This window comes from Sphingomonas phoenicis, from assembly GCF_047238005.1.
Taxonomy (GTDB): domain Bacteria; phylum Pseudomonadota; class Alphaproteobacteria; order Sphingomonadales; family Sphingomonadaceae; genus Sphingomonas.
The window spans coordinates 2,941,529-2,963,146 of sequence record NZ_JBDFMC010000002.1 but is presented as its reverse complement, the minus strand read 5'-3'; the positions used below and the strand labels follow the sequence as shown (position 1 = coordinate 2,963,146).

Sequence of the window (21,618 nt, the reverse complement as noted above, 5' to 3'; positions counted from 1 at the left end):
CCTGCCGGAGGAACCCGCCGCGCCCTTCGACAGGACTCGGTGCGACGGGGATGCCAGTGATGCGGGGCGCGACTAGCCGGGCTGCCCCCGCAGTGTCAACGCTACAGCGGCCGGGCGCTGCCGTCCTGCCAGATATGCGTCGCCAGCTGGGCGGCCGGGGTATCGTTCGGTGCCAGCGCGCGCACCGTGATCCATCCTTGCGCCCGCAGCATCGCGCCGTCGGCCGCCGTCGTCCCCTGCGGCAGGAACAGCCGCCGGCGCTCCACCGGCCCGCCCGGCGCGGCCAGCGCATCGGCATAGAGCGAGAATCCGGTCGCCGGCTCCTCCGCCCCGTCCGGATGGACGATCAGATAGGTGCCGCCGCGCCCCAGCTCGCGCGCCGCGCCGGCCGCGAACAGCGAGAAGCCGAGCCAGGTCTGGTATTCGAAGCCATGCCGCTCGGTCGGATCCAGCGTCAGCGCCGCCGCATCGCCGACCGTCGCGGCGATGGCCTCCAGCGCGTCGAGCCGGCTGGTCAGCACTCCCTCGGCGTCGAACGCGCGCAGCCGCGCCACCGCCGGCGCGAACGGCCCCGCCGCCTCGATCAGCGGCAGATAGGCGGGCGCGATCGCGGCGACACCCGCGGCATCCTTGGCGTCCAGCCGTTCGCGCAGCGCCTCGATCGCGCCGGCCGCCACCGGCAGTGGCCCGGCCGCCAACGTGTCGACCAGATCGGGTAGCGTGAAGTCGATCGAGATGTCGGCGATGCCCGCCGCCGCCAGCCCCTCGACCGCGACGCCGACGACCTCGGCCGCGGCATCGACCGAGTCGAGCCCGATCAGCTCGGCACCGACCTGCCGCCGCTCCCGCGCGGGCGCCAGCTGCGACGCGCGCAGCGTCAGCACCGACCCGGCATAGGACAGCCGCACCGGCCGCGGATGGTGCCCCATCCGCGTCGCCGCGATCCGCGCCACCTGCGCGGTCAGGTCGGGCCGGATCGCCAGCGTCGCCTGCCCCACGGGATCGACGAAGCGCACCGCGTTGCGCAGGCCGCCCGCCTTCAGCCGCGCCGCCAGTTCCTCGGCGAACTCGGCCAGCGGCGGGTCGACCCGCTCATACCCGTGCAGCCGTGCCGCCTCCAGCACCCGCGCCTCCAGCCCGGCGGCGACATCCGCGAACGGGGGCAGGCGATCGTGGAATCCCTCGGGGAGCAGGCCGGGCTTGGTCATGCCGCGCGCGATAGCCGTGCGCAGACGGGAGCGCCATCGCGAATCCCGCCATGGCCGCCCGGTCTATGGCACGGGAACAGGCGCGGGCTCCGGTACCACGACGGGGGCGGCGGCGGGCGGCATGTCGAGTACCGGCGTGCGCGTCGGCGGGGGCGGGGGCGTCGGCTGAACGGGCGGCACCTCAGCGGCATCGGACCGGCGCTTGACCTTGATCGGCCCGGTCGGTGCCTCGGTCATGCCGCCCGTCGTCCCGATGGCGCGACCGTGCAGCCGGTCGATCTCGGCCTGCCGCCGCTGCAGGTAGAAATCGCGCGCGTTGACGTACGGATCGCCCGGCGCCTTCTCCAGCTTTTCCAGCGTGTCGTCGAACTCGGCCCGGTGGTCCAGCGCGCCCAGCACGCCGGCGGGGATCGCGAACTTCGGATCGGTCACCCCCTGCCCCAGCGTGATCGGCAGCACGATCCGGTCGACGGCACCGCCGAACAGGTCGCGCACCGTCGTCGGCCCCACCAGCGGCAGGTACATGAACGGTCCGTTGGGCACGCCGTAGAAGCCCAGCGTATTGGCGAACCCGTTGCTCCGCCGCGGCAGCTTGAACGGCTTGCGCTTGGCCATGTCGAACAGCCCGGCCACGCCGATCGTCGAGTTCAGCGCGAACCGGCCCACCGTCTCCGCCGCCTTGCCGATCTTGTGCTGGAGCAGGAAGTTCACGAACACCACCGGCTCGCGCAGGTTGTAGAGGAAGTTGTGGATGCCGCTCTTGATCGGGCCCGGCACCTTTTTCTTGTACGCACGCGACACCGGGCCGATCACCGCCTTGTCGACCGCCTGGGTCGCCTTGTACGCCTCCTTGTTGGCGCCGCTCATCGGATCGGGCGCTTCCCACGCGCCGCGCCCGGTGACGACGATGTCGTTCGGATCGGCGGGCGGGGGGGCCGGGGGCACCGGCGGTGGCGCGTCCTGCACCACGGGATCGGCGGTGACGGGCGCGGCCGGCGCGACCATCTCCGGCACTCCCTGGCCGGCAACGGACGCGGACCACAGCAATGCGACCGTCAACACCAGCACGTCCACCAACCCCCTGAGCGTCACTGCCGACGCGTCCGGAACCATAGACGCGCGGCGGGGCGGGTGTAGCGAAAAACCCGCACCTTCGAGTGCCCAATATGCAGGCTAGGCGAAATTGGTAGGGGAAGCCTTAAATCACGCCCCCGCGCGCCAGCAGGAACAGCACGACCGGCCACAGGATCGAATTGACGATGTCCTGCACCGTATCGGGCAGCCGCCACGATCCCGTCCGCACCCGGTCGAACACCTCGTTCACCAGTTCGGCGGCGACCGTCACGACCAGCGGCCACACGGCGCCGACATCGCCGGCGATCGCGACCCCCACGACCCATATCAGCATACCGACATGGACGTGGAGCGTCGCGTGGTCGAGCCCGGTGGTGTTCGCCAGCCAGACCTTGGCGCGGTTGTGGAGCGAGTCCCCGCTCGATTGCTCGCTCAGAACGACAGCCCCATCGCGGTCTTCACGCCGGGCAGCGCCTTCACCTTGGCCAGCAGCTCCGTGGTCACCGGCTCGTCGACCGACAGCAGCAGCACCGCCTCGCCGCCCGCCTGTCGCCGGCCGAGATGGAAGGTGCCGATATTCACCCCCGCCTCGCCCAGTGCGGTGCCCAGCCGCCCGATGAAGCCCGGCGCGTCCTCGTTGACGACGTACAGCATCGATCCGACCAGATCGGCCTCGACCTTGATGCCGAACAGTTCGACCAGGCGCGGCGCCTGGTCGCCGAACAGCGTGCCTACCACCGATCGCTCGCCGTCCGCCGTGCGCACCGCGGCGCGGACCAGCGTGTGGTAATCGCCCTCGCGCTCGCTGCGGATCTCGCGCACCTCGATGCCGCGGTCACGCGCCAGCAGCGGCGCGTTGACCATGTTGACCGTCGCGGTTTGCGTCTGGAGGAACCCGGCCAGCACCGCGCTGGTGATCGGCTTCTGGTTCAGCTCGGCCGCCGCACCCTCGGTATGGACCGAGATGCGGTCGATCGCCCCGGTCGACAGCTGGCCGACCAGCGATCCCAGCTTCTCCGCCAGCGCCATGTACGGCTTCAGCTTGGGGGCTTCCTCCGCCGACAGGCTCGGCATGTTCAGCGCATTGGTGACGCCACCCGATACCAGGAAGTCGGCCATCTGCTCGGCCACCTGGATCGCCACGTTCACCTGCGCCTCGGTCGTCGACGCGCCCAGATGCGGGGTGGAGATGAAGTTGGCCGTGCCGAACAGTGGCGATGCCTTGGCCGGCTCCTCGACGAACACGTCCAGCGCCGCGCCGCCGACCTGGCCCGAATCCAGCGCCGCCTTCAGCGCCGCCTCGTCGATCAGGCCGCCGCGCGCGCAGTTGATGATCCGCACGCCGCGCTTGGTCTTGGCGATGTTCTCCGCCGACAGGATGTTGCGGGTCTGGTCCGTCAGCGGCGTGTGCAGCGTGATGAAGTCGGCGCGCGCCAGCAGCTCGTCCAGCGTCACCTTCTCGACGCCCATCTCCACCGCGCGCTCCGGCGTCAGGAAGGGATCGAACGCCACCACCTTCATCTTCAGCCCGCGGGCGCGGTCGGCGACGATCGATCCGATATTGCCCGCCCCTATCAGGCCCAGCGTCTTCGACGTCAGCTCGACGCCCATAAACCGGTTCTTCTCCCACTTGCCCGCCTGCGTCGACGCATCCGCCTCCGGCAGCTGGCGCGCGAGCGCGAACATCAGCGCGATGGCATGTTCGGCGGTGGTGATCGAGTTGCCGAACGGCGTGTTCATCACCACCACGCCCTTTGCGCTGGCGGCGGGGATATCGACGTTGTCGACGCCGATCCCCGCACGGCCGACGACCTTCAGGTTCGTGGCATGCTCCAGTATCTCCTTGGTCACCCTGGTCGACGACCGGATGGCCAGGCCATCATATTCGCCGATGATCGCGATCAGCTCGGCCGGCGTCTTGCCGGTGATCTCGTCGACCTCGACGCCGCGCTCGCGAAAGATCTGCGCGGCCTTGGGGTCCATCTTGTCGCTGATAAGTACCTTGGGCATGTGAAATTCCTTCGAATACCAGCCGTCATCCCCGCGAGGGCGGGGATCCAGAGCCGCTGACGGTGCGGCTCGTTCGACGACCTGCGTGTATGGATTCCCGCATGCGCGGGAATGACGATTAACGGATCAGGCCGGGTTCTTCGCCGCCGCATAGGCCCAGTCCAGCCACGGCCCCAGCGCCTCGATATCGACGGTGTCGACCGTCGCGCCGCACCAGATACGCAGCCCCGCCGGTGCATCGCGATAGCCGGCGATGTCGTACGCCGCGCCTTCGGCCTCCAGCAGCGACGCCATCTTCTTGATGAACGCCTCGTCCGCGCCCTCGACGGTCAGGCACACGCTGGTCTTCGACCGCGTCGCCGGGTCGGCCGCCAGATGCCCCAGCCAGTCGCGTGCCTCGACGATCCGGTCCAGCGCCGCGGCATTGGCGTCCGATCGTGCGATCAGCCCGCCTGCGCCCAGCCCCTTCGCCCATTCCAGCGCGAAGATCGCATCCTCCACCGCCAGCATCGACGGCGTGTTGATCGTCTCGCCCTTGAACACGCCCTCGGCCAGCTTGCCCTTCGACACCAGGCGGAACACCTTGGGCAGCGGCCAGGCGGGGGTGTAGCTTTCCAGCCGCTCGACGGCGCGCGGGCCCAGGATCAGCACGCCGTGCGCGCCCTCCCCGCCCAGCACCTTCTGCCAGCTGAACGTCGCCACATCGATCTTCGCCCAGTCGATGTCATAGGCGAAGACGCCGCTGGTCGCGTCGGCGAACGACAGCCCCTCGCGCTCCGCCGGGATGAAGTCGGCATTCGGCACGCGTACGCCGCTGGTCGTGCCGTTCCAGGTGAACAGCACGTCGGTCGACCAGTCGATCGCGGCCAGATCGGGCAGTTGCCCGTAATCGGCGCGGATCACCGTCGGATCGATCTTCAGCTGCTTGACGGCATCGGTCACCCAGCCCTCGCCAAAGCTTTCCCACGCCAGCGCCGTCACGCCACGCGCGCCCAGCATCGTCCACATCGCCATCTCGAACGCGCCGGTGTCGGAACCGGGTACGATGCCGATGCGGTGCGTGTCGGGCAGCTTCAGCACCTGGCGCATCAGGTCGATGCAATAGGCCAGGCGCTGCTTGCCAATCTTCGAGCGATGCGAGCGGCCCAGCGACGCGGTGGCGAGCTTCGACGCATCCCAGCCCGGGGGCTTGGCGCAGGGACCGGAGCTGAAGAAGGGGCGTGCGGGCGTCGTGCCCGGCTTTGACGCACCCCGAACGTCGGGGGCGGTGGCGGTATCCGTCAATGTATCTCTCCTCACAGAGAGCACGCGCCGCGTTGGGGCGGCGTGGCCCGTCGACGGCCCTAGGGGCGCGGCGGCACCGTGGCAAGCGAAGCTTGGGACAAACCGGTCCTTTCGCCGGACGCGGCGGCTTGCGGCGCAGGGGCGGTCCGGCGCACAAGGCGGCCGTGGGGTGGCGACGGCACAGCGTGAACTTGGCGGGCGTGGCGCTGCTCGCCGCCTGCGGCCGGTCGGAGGCGCCGCATCCACCGCTCATCACGCGCGAGCCGTTGAAGCCTCCGGTCGGCGAGACCGCGCAGTGCCATGCCGACCTGCGGCGGGAGGGGGTCGATTTTCGCATCCTGCCGGCACAGGATTTCGGCCAGGGCTGCGGCCTCTACGGGGCGGTGCAGCTGACCGATATCGGCGTGCCCGTCACCGGCGTCACCGCCATGCGCTGCGGCAATGCCCGCGCCTTCGCCGCCTGGGTGCGCAATGCGGTCGCGCCCGCCGCGTGGCAGATGCTGGGCTCGCCGCTCGCGAAGGTGGAGGGGATGGGCACCTATGCCTGCCGCAACATCGTCGGCACCCGCGGCATGGGGGATCGGCGGTCGGGCCATGCCCTCGCCAATGCGGTCGACATCGGCGGCTTCGTGCTGAAGGACGGGCGACGCATCACCATCCTGAACGACTGGAACACCACCGACCCGCAGGTGAACCGCTTCCTGCGCACCATCCGCGCCTCGGCCTGCCGGCGCTACGGCACCGTCCTCTCTCCCGACTACAACGCCGCGCACCGCAACCATCTGCACCTGGAGGACGACAACGCCCGCTTCTGCCGGTGACGCGGGATCGGCGCCTGCCGCCGGCCTGCCACTGGCCGGCCTGCCACTGGAATGTCACGAAATCTTGCTCTACCCCCCTCGGATGACCGACACACGAGTACCGAGCCGCGTCTTCCCGCGCGCCAGCCAGGACGCCGAGAGCGCCAAGACCGTCATCTCCACGCCGCAGACCGAGAGCCCGGCGTACAAGCTGGCGTTCCAGGACATGGACTTCCTGCTGCGCGAGGATCTTCGCCCCGTCCGCTTCCAGCTGGAACTGCTGAAGGCGCAACTGCTGCTGAACGAGGCGCGCATCGCCTCGACCTTCGTCTTCTACGGCTCGGCCCGCATCCCGGAACCCGACAAGGCGCACGCGCTGCTCGAGATGGCGAGCGACGACAAGTCGCGCCGCATCGCCGAGCGGCTGGTCGCCAAGAGCAAATATTACGAGGTCGCGCGCGAACTGGCGCGGATGACCAGTCGCCTGCCCCGCGATCACGAGGGCAATCGCCACTTCGTCGTCTGCTCGGGCGGCGGGCCGTCGATCATGGAGGCCGCCAATCGCGGCGCACACGATGTCGGCGCCGATTCGGTCGGGCTGAACATCGTCCTGCCGCACGAGCAGGCGCCCAACCCCTATGTCACCCCGTCACTGTCGCTGCAGTTCCACTATTTCGCGCTGCGCAAGATGCACTTCCTGCTGCACGCCCGCGCGCTGGCCGCGTTCCCCGGCGGCTTCGGCACGTTCGACGAGCTGTTCGAGCTGCTCACCCTGATCCAGACCGGCAAGATCGCGCCGATCCCCGTCCTGCTGTTCGGGCGCGAGTTCTGGGAAAAGGTCGTGAATTTCGAGGCGCTGGTCGAGGAGGGCGTGGTGTCCGAACGCGACCTCGGCATCTTCACCTATGTCGAGACCGCCGAGGAGGCATGGGACGTCGTCCTCGCCTTCTACGAGGATCGCGCCAGGAACGAGGGCTGAGGCACCGCGGGGCGGCACGCCGGGTTCGCCCAGCGGCGCTGCTCCAGCAGTTCGACGGTTCGGGCGGCCAGCGCCGACAGGTGCCGGCGCTCGCGATCGGTGGTGCCGGCGCGCGGCGTCGTGTCGAACACGCAGATCGTCCCCACCCGCTGGCGGTTCAGCGCCTTGATCGGCGCCGCGGCATAGAAGCGGATATACGGCGCGCCGGTGACGAAGGGATTGCGCGCGAAACGCGGGTCCAGCTGCGCATCGGCCACCACCGTCACCTCGTCCGAATCGAGGACATGGGTGCAGAACGAGATGGCGCGGGGCACGAACGCCCCCTCGATCCCCACCTTCGCCTTGTACCACTGGCGATCCTCGTCGATGAACGAGACGACGGCGCTGGGTACATGCAGCGCGCGTGCCGCCTCGAACGCGATCGCGTCGAAGGCGGCTTCGGCAGGGGTGTCGAGAACGCCGTAGCTTTTCAGCGTCGACAGTCTCAGCGTCTCGATCATCGGTCCAGCCTTTATTGGTCTGGACTACGGACGTATTCCCGCTCGGTTAACGACTGGTTAAAACGGCCGATTACAACCGGTTCGATCTGGATCAATCGTTCCGCGCACCCTTGCGCTGCGCCTCAGGATCGACCGACGGCGCGCCGCTGGCCGGCGTGCCGGTGTTGGCGATGTCGCCGGTTTCCGCCCTGTTGTCGGCATCGACCGCATTCGCCGCTGCGGCGACGTTGCCACCGGCATCCGCCGCCGGCGCCCCCTCTGCTGCGGCACCCGCCGCGGGAGCGGCCGGCAGCGGCAGGTTCGATCCCTGGCTGTTCAGATAGGCGATGACGTTGGCCCGGTCCTGCGGGTTCGACAGGCCGGCAAAGGTCATCTTGGTGCCCGCGGCGAACTTGCGCGGGCTGGTCAGCCACGCGTTCATCGCATCGAAGGTCCAGTTGCCGCCGACCGCCTTCAGCGCGTCGGAGAAGGCGAAGCCCGCCTTGCCCTGCGCGATCGCCTCGCCCAGCGTCGCGTACAGGTTCGGGCCGATGCCGTTGGCGCCGCCCTGGTTGATCGTGTGGCAGGCGGCGCACTTCTTGAACACCTCGGCGCCCTTGGCGACATCGGCGGTGCCCAGCAGCGAGGCGATCGGCACCTCGGCCGCGCCGCCGCCGGCGCCCTCTTCCTCGACGCCCTCGATCGCATAGCCCATCTTCTCGGGGCGGTGCCCGTCGAAGATCATCGTGCCGACGATCGCCGAGCCCAGCGCGACCATCCCCGCGCCCAGCGCCCATCCGGCGATCGTGTTGGTCTTCAGGTCCATCGTTTGCCCCAGAATGCTTTGCCGTCCCTTAGGAAAGCGCGGGCGTCACCGCAAGCCGCGCTTGATCGTCCGCGGTCCGCCGTCCACAGACCCGCACGATGCAGAACTTCGCCGCCCCCGCCCAGGATCTCGTCGCGGCGATGGCCGCCGCCGCCGCCGCCGAACCGCAGCGCGCCGTCGCGTTCCAGGGCGCGCCCGGCGCCAACAGCCACGTCGCCGCGCGCGAGGCGTTTCCGGACGGGCTGCCGCTGCCCTGCTTCGATTTCGTCGATGCGCTCGATGCCGTGAAGGACGGGCGGGCCGACTGCGCCGTCATCCCGATCGAGAATTCGCTGCACGGCCGCGTCGCGGACATGCATTTCCTGCTCCCCGAATCGGGGCTGGCGATCACCGGCGAGCATTTCCTGCCGATCCGCCATGCGCTGATCGGCCTCGGCCCGATCGACGGGGTGCGCCAGGCGATGAGCCATCCGCAGGCGCTGGGCCAGTGCCGCCACTGGCTGCGCGCCCACGGCATCGATCCGGTGACCTATCCCGACACCGCCGGCGCCGCCGCGATGGTCGCCGACCTGCGCGATCCCACGATCGCCGCGCTCGCCCCTCCAGGTGCGGCGGCGCTCTATGGTCTCGACCTGCTGGCGACCGACATCGCGGATGCCGACCACAACACCACCCGCTTCGTCACCCTCGCCCGCGGCGGCCGTCCGGCGATCGGCGACGGCCCGTGGATGACGACGCTGATCTTCGAGGTGAAGAACGTTCCCGCCGCGCTCTACAAGGCGATGGGCGGCTTCGCGACCAACGGGGTCAACATGACCAAGCTGGAAAGCTACCAGCGCGGCGGCAGCTTCGCGGCCACGGAGTTCTACGCCGATGTCGAGGGCAAGCCGGGCGACCCTGGCTTCGACCGCGCGATCGAGGAACTCGGCTTCCATTCGAAATGGGTCCGCCTGCTCGGCACCTACCGCCAGGCGCGGACGCGGGGGTGAGCCGCTGCCGATCGCGGCGCGAATGTTGAGGAAGTTGCGGGTTGCGACGGGAACAGGCCGGGTCCTCGTCCGACATCCACCGCGCGGAAATCCCTGACATTCCCAGTTCTTACGGAAAAACATCCGCCACGGATCGTCATTAGCAACGGTCGCGGACGTTGCGACAGCAAAACTGTCACAACCAGGTGTAGAGGCGGCGTCGGACGATCGCTGGACCATGATCCGGCCTTACGCCTCGCGCCCCATGTAGGACATGGCATCGGGTCGCGCGTCGCCCATCGCACGCACCGTTACGAACCCTCGGCAGATCGGCATGTGGCTTGTGGATGAACGGCCTTGCGCCACCCGAGACGGTATGCCGGTTGACTCATGAGGACAGCCGATAGCGTCCAGAAGCGGGCGTTGCGATCTCGAAGCTGCGGTGTAGTTTTGGTGAATGATCCCGCGCAACAGCCCCGCAAAACGTGATGCCCTTTGGAAGCGGTATTGGTCGATCAAGGACGAGCACGGGTGTGGATTGTATATGCCCATCTTGTGGCATCTGGCCTTAGGTGGCGACTTCTCGGCAGTGGTCACGCTCGCCGACACCTTCGCTACGGAGGGACGGATAGCGGACCGGTTCAGCAGGGCTGGCCTGTACTATCGAGCGCATAGGGCCGGCTATGAGTATGCCGCACAACACCTTGCCGTGGACGCTTTCAATCGAGGCGATCTCGCATCCTACAGACATTGGTTGCGACGTGCGGTTCGCTTCGACCCCGATCATCTGAAACAGCTCAAACGGTTTGAGACGCGGCTACCTCACCAAACCGCCCGTGAACGTGGGCGTGGCCGCCCCTATCGGTCATATGATTGACGGACTGTAGTAAAGCTGACCGCCCAAGGCTCACCATCGATCGGAGCAGCGTCCATCGCCTTCCTGATCGCTCACATCCCCGCCCATTCCGTCAGCAACGTGTGCGCGATCGCATAGGGCGGCGGTGGCAGGAACCGGCCCGGCTCGCCCGCCAGTACCGCGCGCACCTCCGCGCGCGTCACCCACATCGCATCCTCCAGCTCGTTCTCGTCCACCGTCAGCGCGTCGTCCTGCGCGGTGGCGATGCAGGCGATCATCAGCTGCGACGGGAACGGCCATGGCTGGCTGGCGACGTAGCGGACGTCGGTCACCCTCACCCCCGCCTCCTCCGCGATCTCGCGCGCGACCGCCTCCTCGATCGATTCGGCCGGCTCCAGGAATCCCGCCAGCGCGGAATAGCGCCCCTCCGGCCATCCCCTGCCGCGGCCCAGCAGCGCGCACCCGTCATGCTCCGCGATCATGATGACGACCGGATCGACCCGGGGGAAATGCTCGGCCGCGCAGTGCGGACAGCGTCGTCCCCAGCCCGCCCGGAACAGCGCGGTGGCGTGGCCGCAATTGGCGCAGAAACCGTGCCGGGCATGCCAGTCGAGCAGGCTGCGCGCCGCGGCGTAGATCGCCGCCTCTCCCGGCCGCAACCCGGCGAGCGCGGCCATCAGCGCGGGGCTGCGCATCGCCGGCGCCATGCCGTTCCCGGTCGCCGGCAGCAGCGCGGCGACATGCGCGCGGCCTTCGTCCAGCCCCAGCAGCACCAGCTCGGCCCCGTCCGCCGCATCGGCCAGCGACGTCCAGGCCAGACGCCCCTCGTCGGTCACCTGCGGCATCAGCCCGTCGAGCACCAGCAACCGCGTCGTCGGCCCCAGCATCGCGGCCAGCGCCGCCGGATCGTGGCGCAATGCGTCGGCGCGGTCCAGGTAGCCGCCGGTGAAGCCGGGCATCATCGGCCCCGTCACCGCGGCGCCGCCGTCCCGTGCAGCCGCATCGAATCCCGGACCAAGGCCCGGCCCATCTCCTCGCGCAACGGGTATTTGTCGGACGGGAAGTAATTGACCATCACCGTGCCGCGCACCTTCCTCACCGGATCGACGAACGCGATCGTGCCCGCTGCGCCGCCCCAGCCATAGGTGCCCTTGGCCGGGAACCCGCCCGGCCCGTCCGCCAGATACACCGATCCGCCCGCGCCGAAGCCCATCGGCACCGGCGCGTTGGTGCCCCCGGTACCGCCGCCGATCCCCCCGAACGTCACCCCCGCGGGCAGCAGGTTCGACATCGCGAGTCGCACCGTCTCCGGCTTCATCACCCGCGCGCCGTCCAGGCTGCCGCCATCGGCCAGCATGTGGAGGAAGCGGTCGTAATCGCGTGCCGACATCACCAGCCCGGCACCGCCATAGGGAAAGCTGGGCGGCCGCAGCCAGACCGAGGTCGCCGCCGGATCGATCGGCGCGCGCACGTCGCCGGTGAAGGAGTAATTGGTCGCCAGCCGTCCCACCTCGGCGGCCGGCACCGTCCAGTAGCTCGACGTCATCTTCAGCGGCGTGAAGATCCGCGTCTGCACGAACCGCTCGAACGGCACGCCGCTTGCCTTCTCGACCACCGCGGCCAGCACGTCGAGCCCGATCGAATAGCTCCACTTCGTCCCCGGCTCGGCGATCAGCGGCAGCGTCGCGACCCGCTCGGCGAAGGCGGCGAGCGTCGCGGGACGCGTCGGTCGCGCCTTCGCCTCGACTGTCGCGTTGACGGTCGCCGGCACGATGCCCAGCCGCTCATATTCCTTCAGCAGCGGCCCCTTGGTGATGATGCTGTATCCCAGCCCGGCGGTGTGGGTTAGCAGGTGGCGGACGGTGATCGGCGTCGTCGCCGGCACCGAATCCAGGCTGGTGTCCGGGCTGGTCAGCACGCGCATCCGGGCGAAACCGGGAAAGAAGTCGCTGATCGGCTGGTCCAGCCGCAGCTTGCCGTCCTCGACCAGGATCATCGCCGCCATGCCGGTGATCGGCTTGGTCATCGAATAGACCCGCCACAGCGAGTCGGGCCCGGCCGCCGCCGCTCCGGCATCGTCGGCGATCCGGCCGGCGGCGGGGAACAGCGTCGGCGCATCGCCCACCCCGAACGCACCGACGATGCCCGGCATCTTGTCGTCGCGGACATACCCGTCGAACAGCGCCTGCATGTTCGGCAGCAGCCTCGCGGCGGGGGCGGTGCGGGGCAGCGGCGGCCGTGGTGCGGACTGGACCCTTGGCTGGGGCTGGGGCTGCGGCTGCGGCTGCTGCGCCATGGTCGGCGCCGCCACGATCAGCGGCAGGGTCAGGAAGAGCAGGGCATTCCGCATCATCGGTCACTCTCCATCTCGGCCAGCACCGCGTGCGCGGCCTTGGCGAACAGCGTCGGCAGCCCCGCCGCCTCGATGTCGGCGACCGGCCACCACTCTCCGTCGCCCTGCGGCGTTCCGCGCCCGACCGCAAGGGACAGCGTCAGGTCGAAATGGGTGAAGCCGTGCGACACCGTCTTAGGCAGGACGCGCCACGCGGCATCGGCCGGTGCCTCGGCGAGCAGCGGCGGTTCGTCGCGCCACGGCCCGGTCGGCAGCGCCCGCATCCCGCCCAGCAGCCCCCTGGGCGGCCGGCGGACGAGCCAGACATGCGCGCCGCCCCCTCCCCCTTCGCCCATCCCGGCAGGAGAGGACGGGCCGACCGGCGCCAGCCAGAAGATCGTCCCGAATCGCGCCGGCCGCGCCTTCTTGGCGGCCTTCACCGGCAACCGCTCCGGTTCGCCTGCCGCGAACCCGCGGCAGTGCGCGCGTACCGGGCAGAGCAGGCAGCGTGGCCGCCGCGGCGTGCAGATGCCCGATCCCAGATCCATCATCGCCTGCGCGAAGTCGCCGGCGCGCAGGTCGGGCGTGATCGTGTCCGCCGCCGCGCGGATCGGCACGCGCGCGGCGGGCAGCGGCGTCTCGATCGAAAACAGTCGCGCCACCACCCGCTCGACATTGGCGTCGACCACCACCGCCCGCTCGCCGAACGCGATCGCCGCCACCGCCGCGGCGGTATAGGCGCCCAGTCCCGGCAGCGCGCGCAACCCGGCCTCGGTCGTCGGAAAGCGGCCGCCATGCTCGCCCGCGATCGCCCGCGCCGCCTTCACCAGATTGCGGGCCCGCGCATAATAGCCAAGCCCGGCCCAGGAGGCCATCACCTCGCCCTCGTCGGCTGCCGCCAGCCCGGCGATGTCGGGCCAGCGCGCCACCCATGCGGTGAAGCGCGGGCGCACGGTCGCCACCGTCGTCTGCTGCAGCATCACCTCGGACAGCCACACCCGGTACGGGTCCGCTGCCTCGCCCGGCTTCGCCCGCCACGGCAGGTCGCGGGCATGCGCGTCGTACCAGCGCAGCAGGTCGGCGGCGACGTTGGGGTCGCCGAGGGGGGCGGTCCGGGCGGAAGAGCGCTTGGCGTCCACCGGTCGGCTATGGCATGGGGATCGGCATGAGCAAGCGCGACGGCGCCCCCCCTGTCATCAAGCGACCCGCCGCGACCCGGCCCGCCCCGGCGCGCAAGGCGCCGCCGGCCGAGCCCGTGCGCTCGAACCGTTCGCGCGCGGTGGCCGAACTGCTGCCGTCGATCGGCGGCGCCGCCTTTCGCCGATTCGGCTTCGTCCAGTCGTCGCTGGTCAGCCGCTGGCCCGAGATCGTCGGCGAGAAGCTGGCCCGCGCCTCCGCCCCCGAATCGATCCGCTTCCCGGTCGGGCAAAAGGCGGAGGGCACGCTGACCCTGACCGTCCACGGCGCCTATGCGGTGATGATCCAGCACGTCGTGCCCGAGATCGTCGAGCGGGTGAACCGCTTCTTCGGCTATACCGCCGTCGCCCGCATCCAGATCCGCCAGGGAGAGGTCGCCGCCGCACGGCCGCTGCGTCGCGCCCCGCCGTCCGTCCGCGCCGTGCCCGACGAGATGGGCGAGGGACTGAAATCGATCGCCGATCCCGAACTCCGGGCGGTGCTGGAATCGCTGGCCGCGGGCGTCGCGGCGACCCGCGGGCTTCCGAAAGTATCCTGATGCGCCTCAAACCCGGCCTGCTCGCCCTGTTCCTGCTCGCCCCGGCCGTAACGGCCGCGGCACCCGCGCGCGACTGGTCGACGGTCGCGGCGATGAACGCCGACGGCGCCTATGTCGTCGGCAATCCGGCCGCCAAGGTGAAGCTGGTCGAATGGGCCAGCTACACCTGCCCGCATTGCGGCCATTTCGCCGTCGAATCGGCGCCGGTGCTGAAGGACCGGCTGATCCGTTCCGGCTCGACCAGCCTCGAACTGCGCCACCTGATCCGCGATCCGGTCGATCTGGCGGCGGCGATCACCGTCCGCTGCGCCGGCCCGCGCCGCTTCGCCGCGACCAATCTCGCCGTCTTCGCCGCGCAGGACCGCTGGATGGGTCAGGCGCAGACCTGGCTACAGGCCAATGGCGAGCGTTTGGACAAGCTGCCCCGCCCGGTCGCGCTGCGCCAGCTCGCCGACGGCATCGGACTGACCGCGGTCGCCAGGGCACAGGGGCTGACCGAGCCGCAGGTCGCCGCCTGCTTCGCCGACCAGCCCGCGCTCGACAGGCTGCTCGCGCTGAGTGCGAAGGTGCCGGCGGAGGTGACCGGCACGCCCGCCTTCTTCCTCAACGGCAAGCTGCTGCCCCCGGGCGGCTGGTCGCAGGTCCAGCCCGCGCTCGCCGCGGCCGGTGCCCGCTGAATTTTCCCAGGAGTGATCCGATGAAGCACGTTCTCCCCCTCGCCGCCGCGATGATGCTCGCCGCCTGCTCCGGCAACGGCGCCGGCGGCAATGCCAGCGGCCCGGCCGGCGACCCCGTCGCCGCCGTCCCCGCCCCCGCCGGCCAGAACTGGACCGAGACGGTGGCGAAGACCGAGGAGGGATACCGGATGGGCAATCCCGATGCGCCGATCAAGCTGGTCGAATACGGCTCGCGCACCTGCCCCACCTGCGGCGCCTTCGCGCGTGAGGGGTTCCAGCCGCTGACCAACAACTATGTCGCCACCGGCAAGGTCAGCTTCGAATTCCGCGACTATATGGTCCACGGCGCGCCCGACATCGCGCTGGCGCTGCTCGGCACCTGCGGCAGCGAGGCGACCTTCTTCCCGATCCTGGAACAGACCTACGCCGTCCAGTCGACCTTCCTCGACAAGCTCCAGGCGCTCGACCCCGCCACCCAGCAGGCCTTGCAGTCGCAGACGCCGATCCAGGCGGTCGGCACGCTGGCCGACCGGATCGGCGCGATCGACTTCATCAAGCAGCGCGGCATCCCCGAGGCGAAGGCGCGCGCCTGCCTCGCCGACGGCAAGAAGCTGGAGGCGATCGCCAAGCCCACCGAAACCGCGACCGCGGCGGGCACCGTCACCGGCACCCCCACCTTCCTCATCAACGGCGAGAACGTGCAGGGCGTGGTCACCTGGCCCCAGCTCGAAGCCGCGCTGAAGCGCGCGGGCGCATAAGCCCGGCAGCCGGCGATTGCTCCGCCGGCGAGATCCCGCCAACCCCTCCCTCCGTCGCCCCGGCCTCGAGCCGGGGCCCCGCTTCTCGGCGAAAGCAGGACCAGCGGGATCCCGGATCAGGTCCGGGATGACGGCCGGGCGACCAGACGTCGATCCGCCCTAGAACGAAAAGCTCACGCCCCCCACCGCGCTGTGGTTGCGCACGTTCAGGTCGACCCGGATATCGCCCGTCGTCCCGCTGACGCTCCCACGGTCGCCGCTGACCGTCCCGCCGATCCGGCCCGCCACCGCATCCGCCGACACCCGCGTGTAGCGATATTCCCCGAACAGCCCGATCGAACGGGTCAGCATCAGCTTCACGCCCCCGCCCGCGCGCAGGCCCCAGTCGCCGCTCATGTCGCTGTCGGTGATCAGATAGGCCGGCCCGGCGAACGCATAAGGCTCCACCCCGCCGCGCGGTATCCGCACCATCGCCAGCGCGGCGATCGTCGCGGTGGTCGGCACCTTCACCCGCGGGATGTCGACCGACACCGAGTCGCCGGGGTCGATCACCACCTCCTCGCCGAACAGCTCCTCGTCCAGGCGCAGGTTGCCGGTCGCCCGGATCGTCTGGCGCTTCACGTCGGGGTTCAGCGTCGCCGCGTCCACCGCGATCCCGAACGCGCCGAACCAGTGCCCCACCCGCGCGCCGTAGCTGGTCGAACGGGTCGGCTCCAGGCTCTCGACGTCGATGCGCAACTGCGCCGGCACGATCGTGCCGTTCACCCGCGCCTCGTCGGCGGTGATCGTCGCGGCGGTCTTCTCGGGAAAGGATCGCCCGGCGAACACGTCGATAAAGGTCTGCGCCCCCGCCGGGCCCGCCATCATCGTCCCGCCGAGCGCCGTCATCCCTCCCGCCAGCATCGCCAAAGCCCGCATCGAATACCACCTTCCCTGTTGATCCAGGTGATAAGCATCGGACATCGCGGACGTTCCCGCCTTGCTGGCGGGGGTGCGGGAACGTATATCGAACGCGATGGCGCAACTCGACACCCGCGAGAAGCTGGCGATCCTCGCGGATGCGGCCAAGTACGACGCCTCGTGCGCCTCGTCGGGCACGCAGAAGCGCAACTCGCGCGACGGCAAGGGGCTGGGCTCGACCGAGGGGATGGGCATCTGCCACGCCTACGCCCCCGACGGCCGCTGCATCTCGCTCCTGAAGATCCTGCTGACCAACAGCTGCATTTTCGACTGCCACTATTGCATCAACCGCAAGAGCTCCAACGTCCGCCGCGCCCGCTTCACCGCGCAGGAGGTCGTGAACCTCACCATCTCCTTCTACAAGCGCAACTATATCGAGGGGCTGTTCCTCTCCTCGGGGATCATCAAATCCTCGAACTACACGATGGAACAGATGGTCGAGGTGGCACGGTCGCTGCGCGAGGATCACCATTTCCGCGGCTATATCCACCTCAAGACGATCCCCGACGCCGATCCGGAACTGGTGCATCAGGCCGGGCTCTACGCCGACCGCGTCTCGATCAACGTCGAGCTGCCGACCGCCGGCGGCCTGAAGCGGCTCGCCCCCGAAAAAGACGGCACCCGGATCGAGGGGGCGATGGCCGACGTGAAAACGTCGATCGCCGACAATCGCGACGCCACGAAGAAGTACAAGTCCGCCCCCCGCTTCGCCCCCGCCGGCCAGTCGACCCAGATGATCGTCGGCGCCGATGCGGCGACTGATGGCGACATCGTCAGGCGCGCCTCGACCCTTTACGACCGGTTCGGCCTCCGCCGCGTCTATTATTCCGCGTTCAGCCCGATCCCGGACGCATCGGCGGTGCTGCCGCTGCAGCGTCCGCCGCTGATGCGCGAGCATCGCCTCTACCAGTCCGACTGGCTGATGCGCTTCTACGAGTTCCAGCCGCACGAGGTCGTCGCCGCCGCCGACGACGCCACCGGCATGCTCCCGCTCGACATCGATCCGAAACTCGCCTGGGCACTCAAGTTCCGCGATCGCTTCCCCGTCGACATCAACCGCGCCCCGCGCGAGATGCTGTTGCGCGTCCCCGGCCTGGGCGTGAAGGCGGTCAACGGCATCCTGACCAGCCGCCGCTGGCGCCGCCTCCGCCTCGACGACGTCGCGCGCCTGACCGTCTCGATCGCCAAACTGCGTCCCTTCATCGTCACCGACGACTGGCGCCCGGTCCTCCTCACCGATCGCGCCGAACTGAAACCGCTGGTCGCCCCGAAGAAGCAACAGCTGGAACTCTTCGCGGCGTGACGGCACGGCGTGTCGCTCCCGGCCCCTCACCCGGCATCCCGGCCTTGAGCCGGGATCCCGCTTGCTCCTCCGCAGCCGGCAGCGGAAAGTGGAACAGCGGGATCCCGGATCGGGTCCGGGATGACGGCAAGGGAGCAGGCGGTCGCCGCACCGTTTACCGGAAGGTCAGGCGCGACATCCCATGCGCGTCGTAACCCTCCCCCAGCCCGACGATTTCGACGCGTGGCGCGATGCCGCACGCGATCTCGCCGCGGCAGAGGTTCCGCCCGAGGACGTCGTCTGGCAGGTCGGCGACGTTCCCACCGACCTGTTCGCGGGCGAGGACAACGGCCGCCCCGCCCCGCCGCCGTCGGCCACCGGCTTCTCGGTCCCGCGCGCCTTCATCGACCTTGCCCGCAGCGCGATCCTGTCGAACGATGCCGAGCGCTTCGCCCTCATCTACACCCTCCTGTTCCGCCTCCGCCGCGAGCCGAAGCTGATGGACGACCGCGCCGATCGCCTCGTCCGCCGGCTCGACGAGCTGGCCAAGCAGGTCCGCCGCGACGTCCACAAGATGCGCGCCTTCCTCCGCTTCCGCGAGGTCGCCGACGACGACGGCACGCCGCGGTTCGTCGCCTGGTTCGAGCCCGAGCATCACATCGTCCGCAGCAACGCCGCCTTCTTCGTCAACCGCTTCGCCAGCATGCGCTGGTCGATCCTGACGCCGGCGGTGTCGCTCCACTGGGACGGCAAGGCATTGTCCGAGGGGCCCGGCGCCGCGAAGGGCGACGCGCCCGACGGCGATCCGACCGAGGAGGTGTGGAAGACCTATTACGCGTCGATCTTCAACCCCGCCCGCGTCAAGATCGGCGCGATGCTGAAGGAGATGCCGCGCAAATACTGGAAAAACATGCCCGAAACCGCGTTGGTGCCGCAACTGATCGCAGGGGCGCAGGCGCGGGAGAGCGGCATGATCGACACGGCACGCGCCGCCCCCCGCGACGGCGGCATCGGCGGCAACAGCCTGATGGCGTGGGAGGCGCTGCGCGACGAGGCGGCCGGCTGCACCCGCTGCCCGCTCTACAAGCCCGCGACGCAGACCGTGTTCGGCGAGGGCCCGGTCGATGCCGCGATGATGTTCGTCGGCGAGCAGCCGGGCGATCAGGAGGATCTCGCCGGCCGTCCCTTCGTCGGCCCGGCCGGGCAGGTGTTCGACCGGGCGATGGCCACCGCCGGTGTCGACCGTAGCCGCGTCTACGTCACCAACGCGGTCAAGCACTTCAAGTTCGAGCCGCGCGGCAAGCGCCGCATCCACTCCAAACCCGGCGGTGGCGAGATCGACGCCTGCCGCTGGTGGATCGAACAGGAACAGCTGATCGTCCGCCCGCAGGTCACCGTCGCGCTGGGCGCCACCGCCGCCCGCTCGCTATTCGGTCGCGTCGTCACGATCGGCCGCGAACGCGGCCGCGCGCTCACCCTGCCCGACGGCGGCACCGCGTGGATCACTGTCCACCCCAGCTACCTCCTGCGCCTCCCCGACAAGGCGCAGGCCGAGGACGAATTCGCCCGCTTCGTCGACGACCTGAAGGCCGCCCACGCACTTGTGACGTAAGCCGGCCCGCACCCACCAGCACCCCTGACCGACTCTACCCCGGCGCAGGCCGGGACCCGGTCGGAAAGGCTCCGGTTACCGGATCGCAGCGTGCCCCGGCCAGGCCCCGGCCTCCGCCGGGACGACACGTTGAACGGAAGGCGCAACGAGCGGCGCCATCATCACCCGCCACCCGTCGGGCAGGTAATCGGTCGACATGTAGAAATAGAACACGCAGCTGCCATCCGCGCGGTAGCTGCCGCCCTTTACGATCCCCAGCGCGGTCGTGCCGACGAACACCGGCGCGCCGCTGTCGCCCGACTTGCACGTCGGCCCCGACGCCGTCACCCAGGTGGGCGTGCACGGCCCGCCGCACAGGTCGCCGGCGGGCGCGAAGTCGGTCAGCTCGACGGTCGAGCAGCTATAGCCGGTCCGCTCGCCGCGGTGGCACACCAGGTCGCCGGCCCGTGTCGCCGCGCGCCGCCGCACCGCCTCCACCGGCCGCACCAGCGATTTGGCCGTGTCGGCGTAGAAGAAGGGCGCGGCCGGCGCCGCCGTGCCGTGCAGCTGCACGTCCCGATGGGCCCAGCCCCACTGGCCCAAAAAATCCAGCGACACGTCGTCCGCGCCCTTGTCGATATAGCGCACCTCGTCCGGGCAATGCGCCGCGGTCACCATTCCCGCGCGCACGCCGTCGGTCACCGCGAAACCGGTCGTGCAGGCATAGCGCCGGCCATCGACCGGGTTGATCCCCACCACCCGTCCGCCGCCGCGCACCACCGCCAGCCGCGCCGGACCGGGCACCGGCGCGGCCGCCTCCCCTTGCGGATCCTGTGCCGCCGCCATGTCCGCTTCGGGCACCTCCAGGTCGGGCCGCCCGATCACCCGGATGCGCACCGGCACCCCGGCGATCGCCGCCAGCCGGGTGGCGAGCGAGGCGGCATCCTCGTCGACCAGATCGGCCGGGGACACCATCACCACCAGCTGTCCGCTGCGCGGATCCACCCCGATCCCCGGCGGCCGGCGCAGGGCTGCGCGGATCGCCGCCTGATGCGTGGCCAGCGCCGCGACCAGCTGCTCGCGCGTCGCCAGCGCGCCGGTGCGAAAGATCACCGGCACCGTCATCCCGCCCGCCGCCAGGATGCGCGGCGCCACCGGCGCGGTGCCGGTCAGCAGCACGACGATCCGGTACGGCGCATGGTCGATCGCGATCCCCGCCAGCCGGGTGCGGAACTCGGCCGCCAGCGCGTCGGTCGCCGCCACGCTCTCCTCCTGCGCCCGCACCCGCCGCACCGCCTCGTCCAGCGGCAAGCCCTCCACCGCGGCATAGGCCGCCGCATCCTGCGCCAGCGCCTCCCCGGCGGACTGGATGCGCAGGGGGGCGGCGGCGGCCGGCAACCCGAACGCAAGGGCAGCCAGCAACATCGTCGATCGCAACAGGTCGGGCACCGGCCTGCCATGCCGGACAGGCGATATACGGCTCGTGAATGGCATGCCTGCTACAAGGCCCCTCCCCTGAAGGGGAGGGGAGATCGCCTGTCTCTCCGCCCCCCCCTCTTTCCCCGGCGAAGGCCGGGGCCCAGTTGGGGGAGGTTCGCCTTCGATCACCACGGCCATCCTGACTGGACCCCGGCCTTCGCCGGGGTGGTGCTTCATCTCGGGAGAGTCGCACTCCAGGTTCCGGCGTTCACCGCGATGACCAAGGAATTCAGCAGCGGCCCGCCCTCCTTCGGGTAGCGCAGGAGTGTGTCGCAACGACCGACCCCGTCACCGCATGACGCACCCCCGCCCGTGCTCCC

20 protein-coding genes are annotated in these 21,618 nt (G+C 70.1%); 8 read left to right on the top strand and 12 right to left on the bottom strand.

Annotated elements, in window-relative coordinates:
* Positions 1–101 precede the first annotated feature (101 nt).
* From ABC319_RS15100 to ABC319_RS15080, 5 genes are all read right to left on the bottom strand, one after another.
* On the bottom strand, positions 102–1,208 hold the full coding sequence (locus tag ABC319_RS15100; protein ID WP_413071010.1) for an ATP phosphoribosyltransferase regulatory subunit: 1,107 nt from the start codon (positions 1,206–1,208) through the stop codon (positions 102–104).
* Positions 1,209–1,271: 63 nt separating this feature from the next.
* On the bottom strand, positions 1,272–2,276 hold the full coding sequence (locus ABC319_RS15095; protein WP_413071009.1) for an MlaA family lipoprotein: 1,005 nt from the start codon (positions 2,274–2,276) through the stop codon (positions 1,272–1,274).
* A gap of 130 nt (positions 2,277–2,406) precedes the next feature.
* On the bottom strand, positions 2,407–2,616 hold the full coding sequence (locus ABC319_RS15090; RefSeq protein ID WP_413071008.1) for a hypothetical protein: 210 nt from the start codon (positions 2,614–2,616) through the stop codon (positions 2,407–2,409).
* Between the two features lie 98 nt (positions 2,617–2,714).
* Positions 2,715–4,292: a phosphoglycerate dehydrogenase gene (gene serA / locus ABC319_RS15085; protein WP_413071007.1), complete on the bottom strand. Its 1,578-nt coding sequence runs from the start codon at positions 4,290–4,292 to the stop codon at positions 2,715–2,717.
* 126 nt (positions 4,293–4,418) lie between these two features.
* On the bottom strand, positions 4,419–5,576 hold the full coding sequence (locus ABC319_RS15080; protein ID WP_413071006.1) for a phosphoserine transaminase: 1,158 nt from the start codon (positions 5,574–5,576) through the stop codon (positions 4,419–4,421).
* A 185-nt stretch (positions 5,577–5,761) separates the two neighbouring features.
* Here ABC319_RS15080 and ABC319_RS15075 point away from each other — a divergent pair, with 185 nt between their 5' ends.
* Both ABC319_RS15075 and ABC319_RS15070 read left to right on the top strand, forming a co-directional pair.
* Positions 5,762–6,397, top strand: a complete 636-nt coding sequence (locus tag ABC319_RS15075) for an extensin family protein (RefSeq protein WP_413071005.1) — start codon at positions 5,762–5,764, stop codon at positions 6,395–6,397.
* 82 nt (positions 6,398–6,479) lie between these two features.
* On the top strand, positions 6,480–7,355 hold the full coding sequence (locus ABC319_RS15070) for an LOG family protein (protein WP_413071004.1): 876 nt from the start codon (positions 6,480–6,482) through the stop codon (positions 7,353–7,355).
* Here the strand turns inward: ABC319_RS15070 and ABC319_RS15065 are convergent.
* Together ABC319_RS15065 and ABC319_RS15060 are read right to left on the bottom strand one after the other, a co-directional pair.
* Entirely contained in the window at positions 7,325–7,855 is a 531-nt protein-coding gene (locus tag ABC319_RS15065) for a GAF domain-containing protein (protein ID WP_413071003.1), read from the bottom strand. The two genes, ABC319_RS15070 and ABC319_RS15065, sit on opposite strands and share 31 nt — an antisense overlap.
* A gap of 91 nt (positions 7,856–7,946) precedes the next feature.
* Positions 7,947–8,660 (bottom strand): c-type cytochrome, encoded by a 714-nt coding sequence (locus ABC319_RS15060; RefSeq protein ID WP_413071002.1) that lies wholly within the window; start codon positions 8,658–8,660, stop codon positions 7,947–7,949.
* 98 nt (positions 8,661–8,758) lie between these two features.
* On the opposite strand from ABC319_RS15060, the gene ABC319_RS15055 reads away from it, so the two are divergent.
* On the top strand, positions 8,759–9,649 hold the full coding sequence (locus ABC319_RS15055; RefSeq protein WP_413071001.1) for a prephenate dehydratase: 891 nt from the start codon (positions 8,759–8,761) through the stop codon (positions 9,647–9,649).
* Positions 9,650–10,576: 927 nt separating this feature from the next.
* Here ABC319_RS15055 and nudC read toward each other — a convergent pair.
* The 3 genes from nudC to ABC319_RS15040 are packed head-to-tail and all read right to left on the bottom strand — an operon-like array spanning position 10,577 to position 13,955.
* Positions 10,577–11,446 carry an NAD(+) diphosphatase gene (gene nudC / locus ABC319_RS15050; RefSeq protein WP_413071717.1) on the bottom strand — a complete coding sequence of 290 codons (870 nt, stop codon included), beginning with the start codon at positions 11,444–11,446 and terminating at the stop codon, positions 10,577–10,579.
* 8 nt (positions 11,447–11,454) lie between these two features.
* Positions 11,455–12,837 carry a serine hydrolase domain-containing protein gene (locus ABC319_RS15045; RefSeq protein ID WP_413071000.1) on the bottom strand — a complete coding sequence of 461 codons (1,383 nt, stop codon included), beginning with the start codon at positions 12,835–12,837 and terminating at the stop codon, positions 11,455–11,457.
* Positions 12,834–13,955: an A/G-specific adenine glycosylase gene (locus ABC319_RS15040; RefSeq protein WP_413070999.1), complete on the bottom strand. Its 1,122-nt coding sequence runs from the start codon at positions 13,953–13,955 to the stop codon at positions 12,834–12,836. Before ABC319_RS15040 ends, ABC319_RS15045 begins: the two co-directional genes overlap by 4 nt.
* 26 nt (positions 13,956–13,981) lie before the next feature.
* On the opposite strand from ABC319_RS15040, the gene ABC319_RS15035 reads away from it, so the two are divergent.
* Genes ABC319_RS15035 through ABC319_RS15025 form a run of 3 tightly spaced genes read left to right on the top strand, consistent with a single transcriptional unit; the run spans position 13,982 to position 15,986 of the window.
* Positions 13,982–14,551: a DUF721 domain-containing protein gene (locus ABC319_RS15035; RefSeq protein ID WP_413070998.1), complete on the top strand. Its 570-nt coding sequence runs from the start codon at positions 13,982–13,984 to the stop codon at positions 14,549–14,551.
* The gene (locus ABC319_RS15030; protein ID WP_413070997.1) at positions 14,551–15,228 is read left to right on the top strand and encodes a DsbA family protein; all 678 of its coding nucleotides are present in this window, start codon (positions 14,551–14,553) and stop codon (positions 15,226–15,228) included. The genes ABC319_RS15035 and ABC319_RS15030 overlap by 1 nt, the downstream gene beginning before the upstream one ends.
* Positions 15,229–15,248: 20 nt before the next feature.
* Positions 15,249–15,986, top strand: a complete 738-nt coding sequence (locus ABC319_RS15025) for a thioredoxin domain-containing protein (RefSeq protein ID WP_413070996.1) — start codon at positions 15,249–15,251, stop codon at positions 15,984–15,986.
* A 159-nt stretch (positions 15,987–16,145) separates the two neighbouring features.
* Here the strand turns inward: ABC319_RS15025 and ABC319_RS15020 are convergent, their stop codons facing one another.
* Complete coding sequence (locus ABC319_RS15020) at positions 16,146–16,904, bottom strand: outer membrane protein (RefSeq protein WP_413070995.1); 759 nt, start codon at positions 16,902–16,904, stop codon at positions 16,146–16,148.
* 97 nt (positions 16,905–17,001) lie between these two features.
* On the opposite strand from ABC319_RS15020, the gene ABC319_RS15015 reads away from it, so the two are divergent.
* Positions 17,002–18,249: a putative DNA modification/repair radical SAM protein gene (locus tag ABC319_RS15015; protein ID WP_413070994.1), complete on the top strand. Its 1,248-nt coding sequence runs from the start codon at positions 17,002–17,004 to the stop codon at positions 18,247–18,249.
* A gap of 181 nt (positions 18,250–18,430) precedes the next feature.
* Positions 18,431–19,840, top strand: a complete 1,410-nt coding sequence (locus ABC319_RS15010) for a UdgX family uracil-DNA binding protein (RefSeq protein WP_413070993.1) — start codon at positions 18,431–18,433, stop codon at positions 19,838–19,840.
* A 75-nt stretch (positions 19,841–19,915) separates the two neighbouring features.
* Here the strand turns inward: ABC319_RS15010 and ABC319_RS15005 are convergent, their stop codons facing one another.
* Positions 19,916–21,268, bottom strand: coding sequence for a chymotrypsin family serine protease (locus ABC319_RS15005; protein ID WP_413070992.1), 1,353 nt, complete (start codon positions 21,266–21,268; stop codon positions 19,916–19,918).
* Positions 21,269–21,618: the final 350 nt, after the last annotated feature.

Bases quoted from the DNA above. Each gene is read 5' to 3' on its own strand.
- ABC319_RS15070 (WP_413071004.1), top strand. From the start codon at position 6,480: ATGACCGACACACGAGTACCGAGCCGCGTCTTCCCGCGCGCCAGCCAG.
- ABC319_RS15065 (WP_413071003.1), bottom strand. From the start codon at position 7,855: ATGATCGAGACGCTGAGACTGTCGACGCTGAAAAGCTACGGCGTTCTC.
- ABC319_RS15060 (WP_413071002.1), bottom strand. From the start codon at position 8,660: ATGGACCTGAAGACCAACACGATCGCCGGATGGGCGCTGGGCGCGGGG.
- ABC319_RS15015 (WP_413070994.1), top strand. From the start codon at position 17,002: ATGGCGCAACTCGACACCCGCGAGAAGCTGGCGATCCTCGCGGATGCG.
- ABC319_RS15030 (WP_413070997.1), top strand. From the start codon at position 14,551: ATGCGCCTCAAACCCGGCCTGCTCGCCCTGTTCCTGCTCGCCCCGGCC.
- ABC319_RS15055 (WP_413071001.1), top strand. From the start codon at position 8,759: ATGCAGAACTTCGCCGCCCCCGCCCAGGATCTCGTCGCGGCGATGGCC.
- ABC319_RS15010 (WP_413070993.1), top strand. From the start codon at position 18,431: ATGCGCGTCGTAACCCTCCCCCAGCCCGACGATTTCGACGCGTGGCGC.
- ABC319_RS15090 (WP_413071008.1), bottom strand. From the start codon at position 2,616: ATGCTGATATGGGTCGTGGGGGTCGCGATCGCCGGCGATGTCGGCGCC.
- ABC319_RS15100 (WP_413071010.1), bottom strand. From the start codon at position 1,208: ATGACCAAGCCCGGCCTGCTCCCCGAGGGATTCCACGATCGCCTGCCC.
- nudC (WP_413071717.1), bottom strand. From the start codon at position 11,446: ATGATGCCCGGCTTCACCGGCGGCTACCTGGACCGCGCCGACGCATTG.
- ABC319_RS15020 (WP_413070995.1), bottom strand. From the start codon at position 16,904: ATGCGGGCTTTGGCGATGCTGGCGGGAGGGATGACGGCGCTCGGCGGG.
- ABC319_RS15045 (WP_413071000.1), bottom strand. From the start codon at position 12,837: ATGATGCGGAATGCCCTGCTCTTCCTGACCCTGCCGCTGATCGTGGCG.
- ABC319_RS15035 (WP_413070998.1), top strand. From the start codon at position 13,982: ATGAGCAAGCGCGACGGCGCCCCCCCTGTCATCAAGCGACCCGCCGCG.
- ABC319_RS15025 (WP_413070996.1), top strand. From the start codon at position 15,249: ATGAAGCACGTTCTCCCCCTCGCCGCCGCGATGATGCTCGCCGCCTGC.
- serA (WP_413071007.1), bottom strand. From the start codon at position 4,292: ATGCCCAAGGTACTTATCAGCGACAAGATGGACCCCAAGGCCGCGCAG.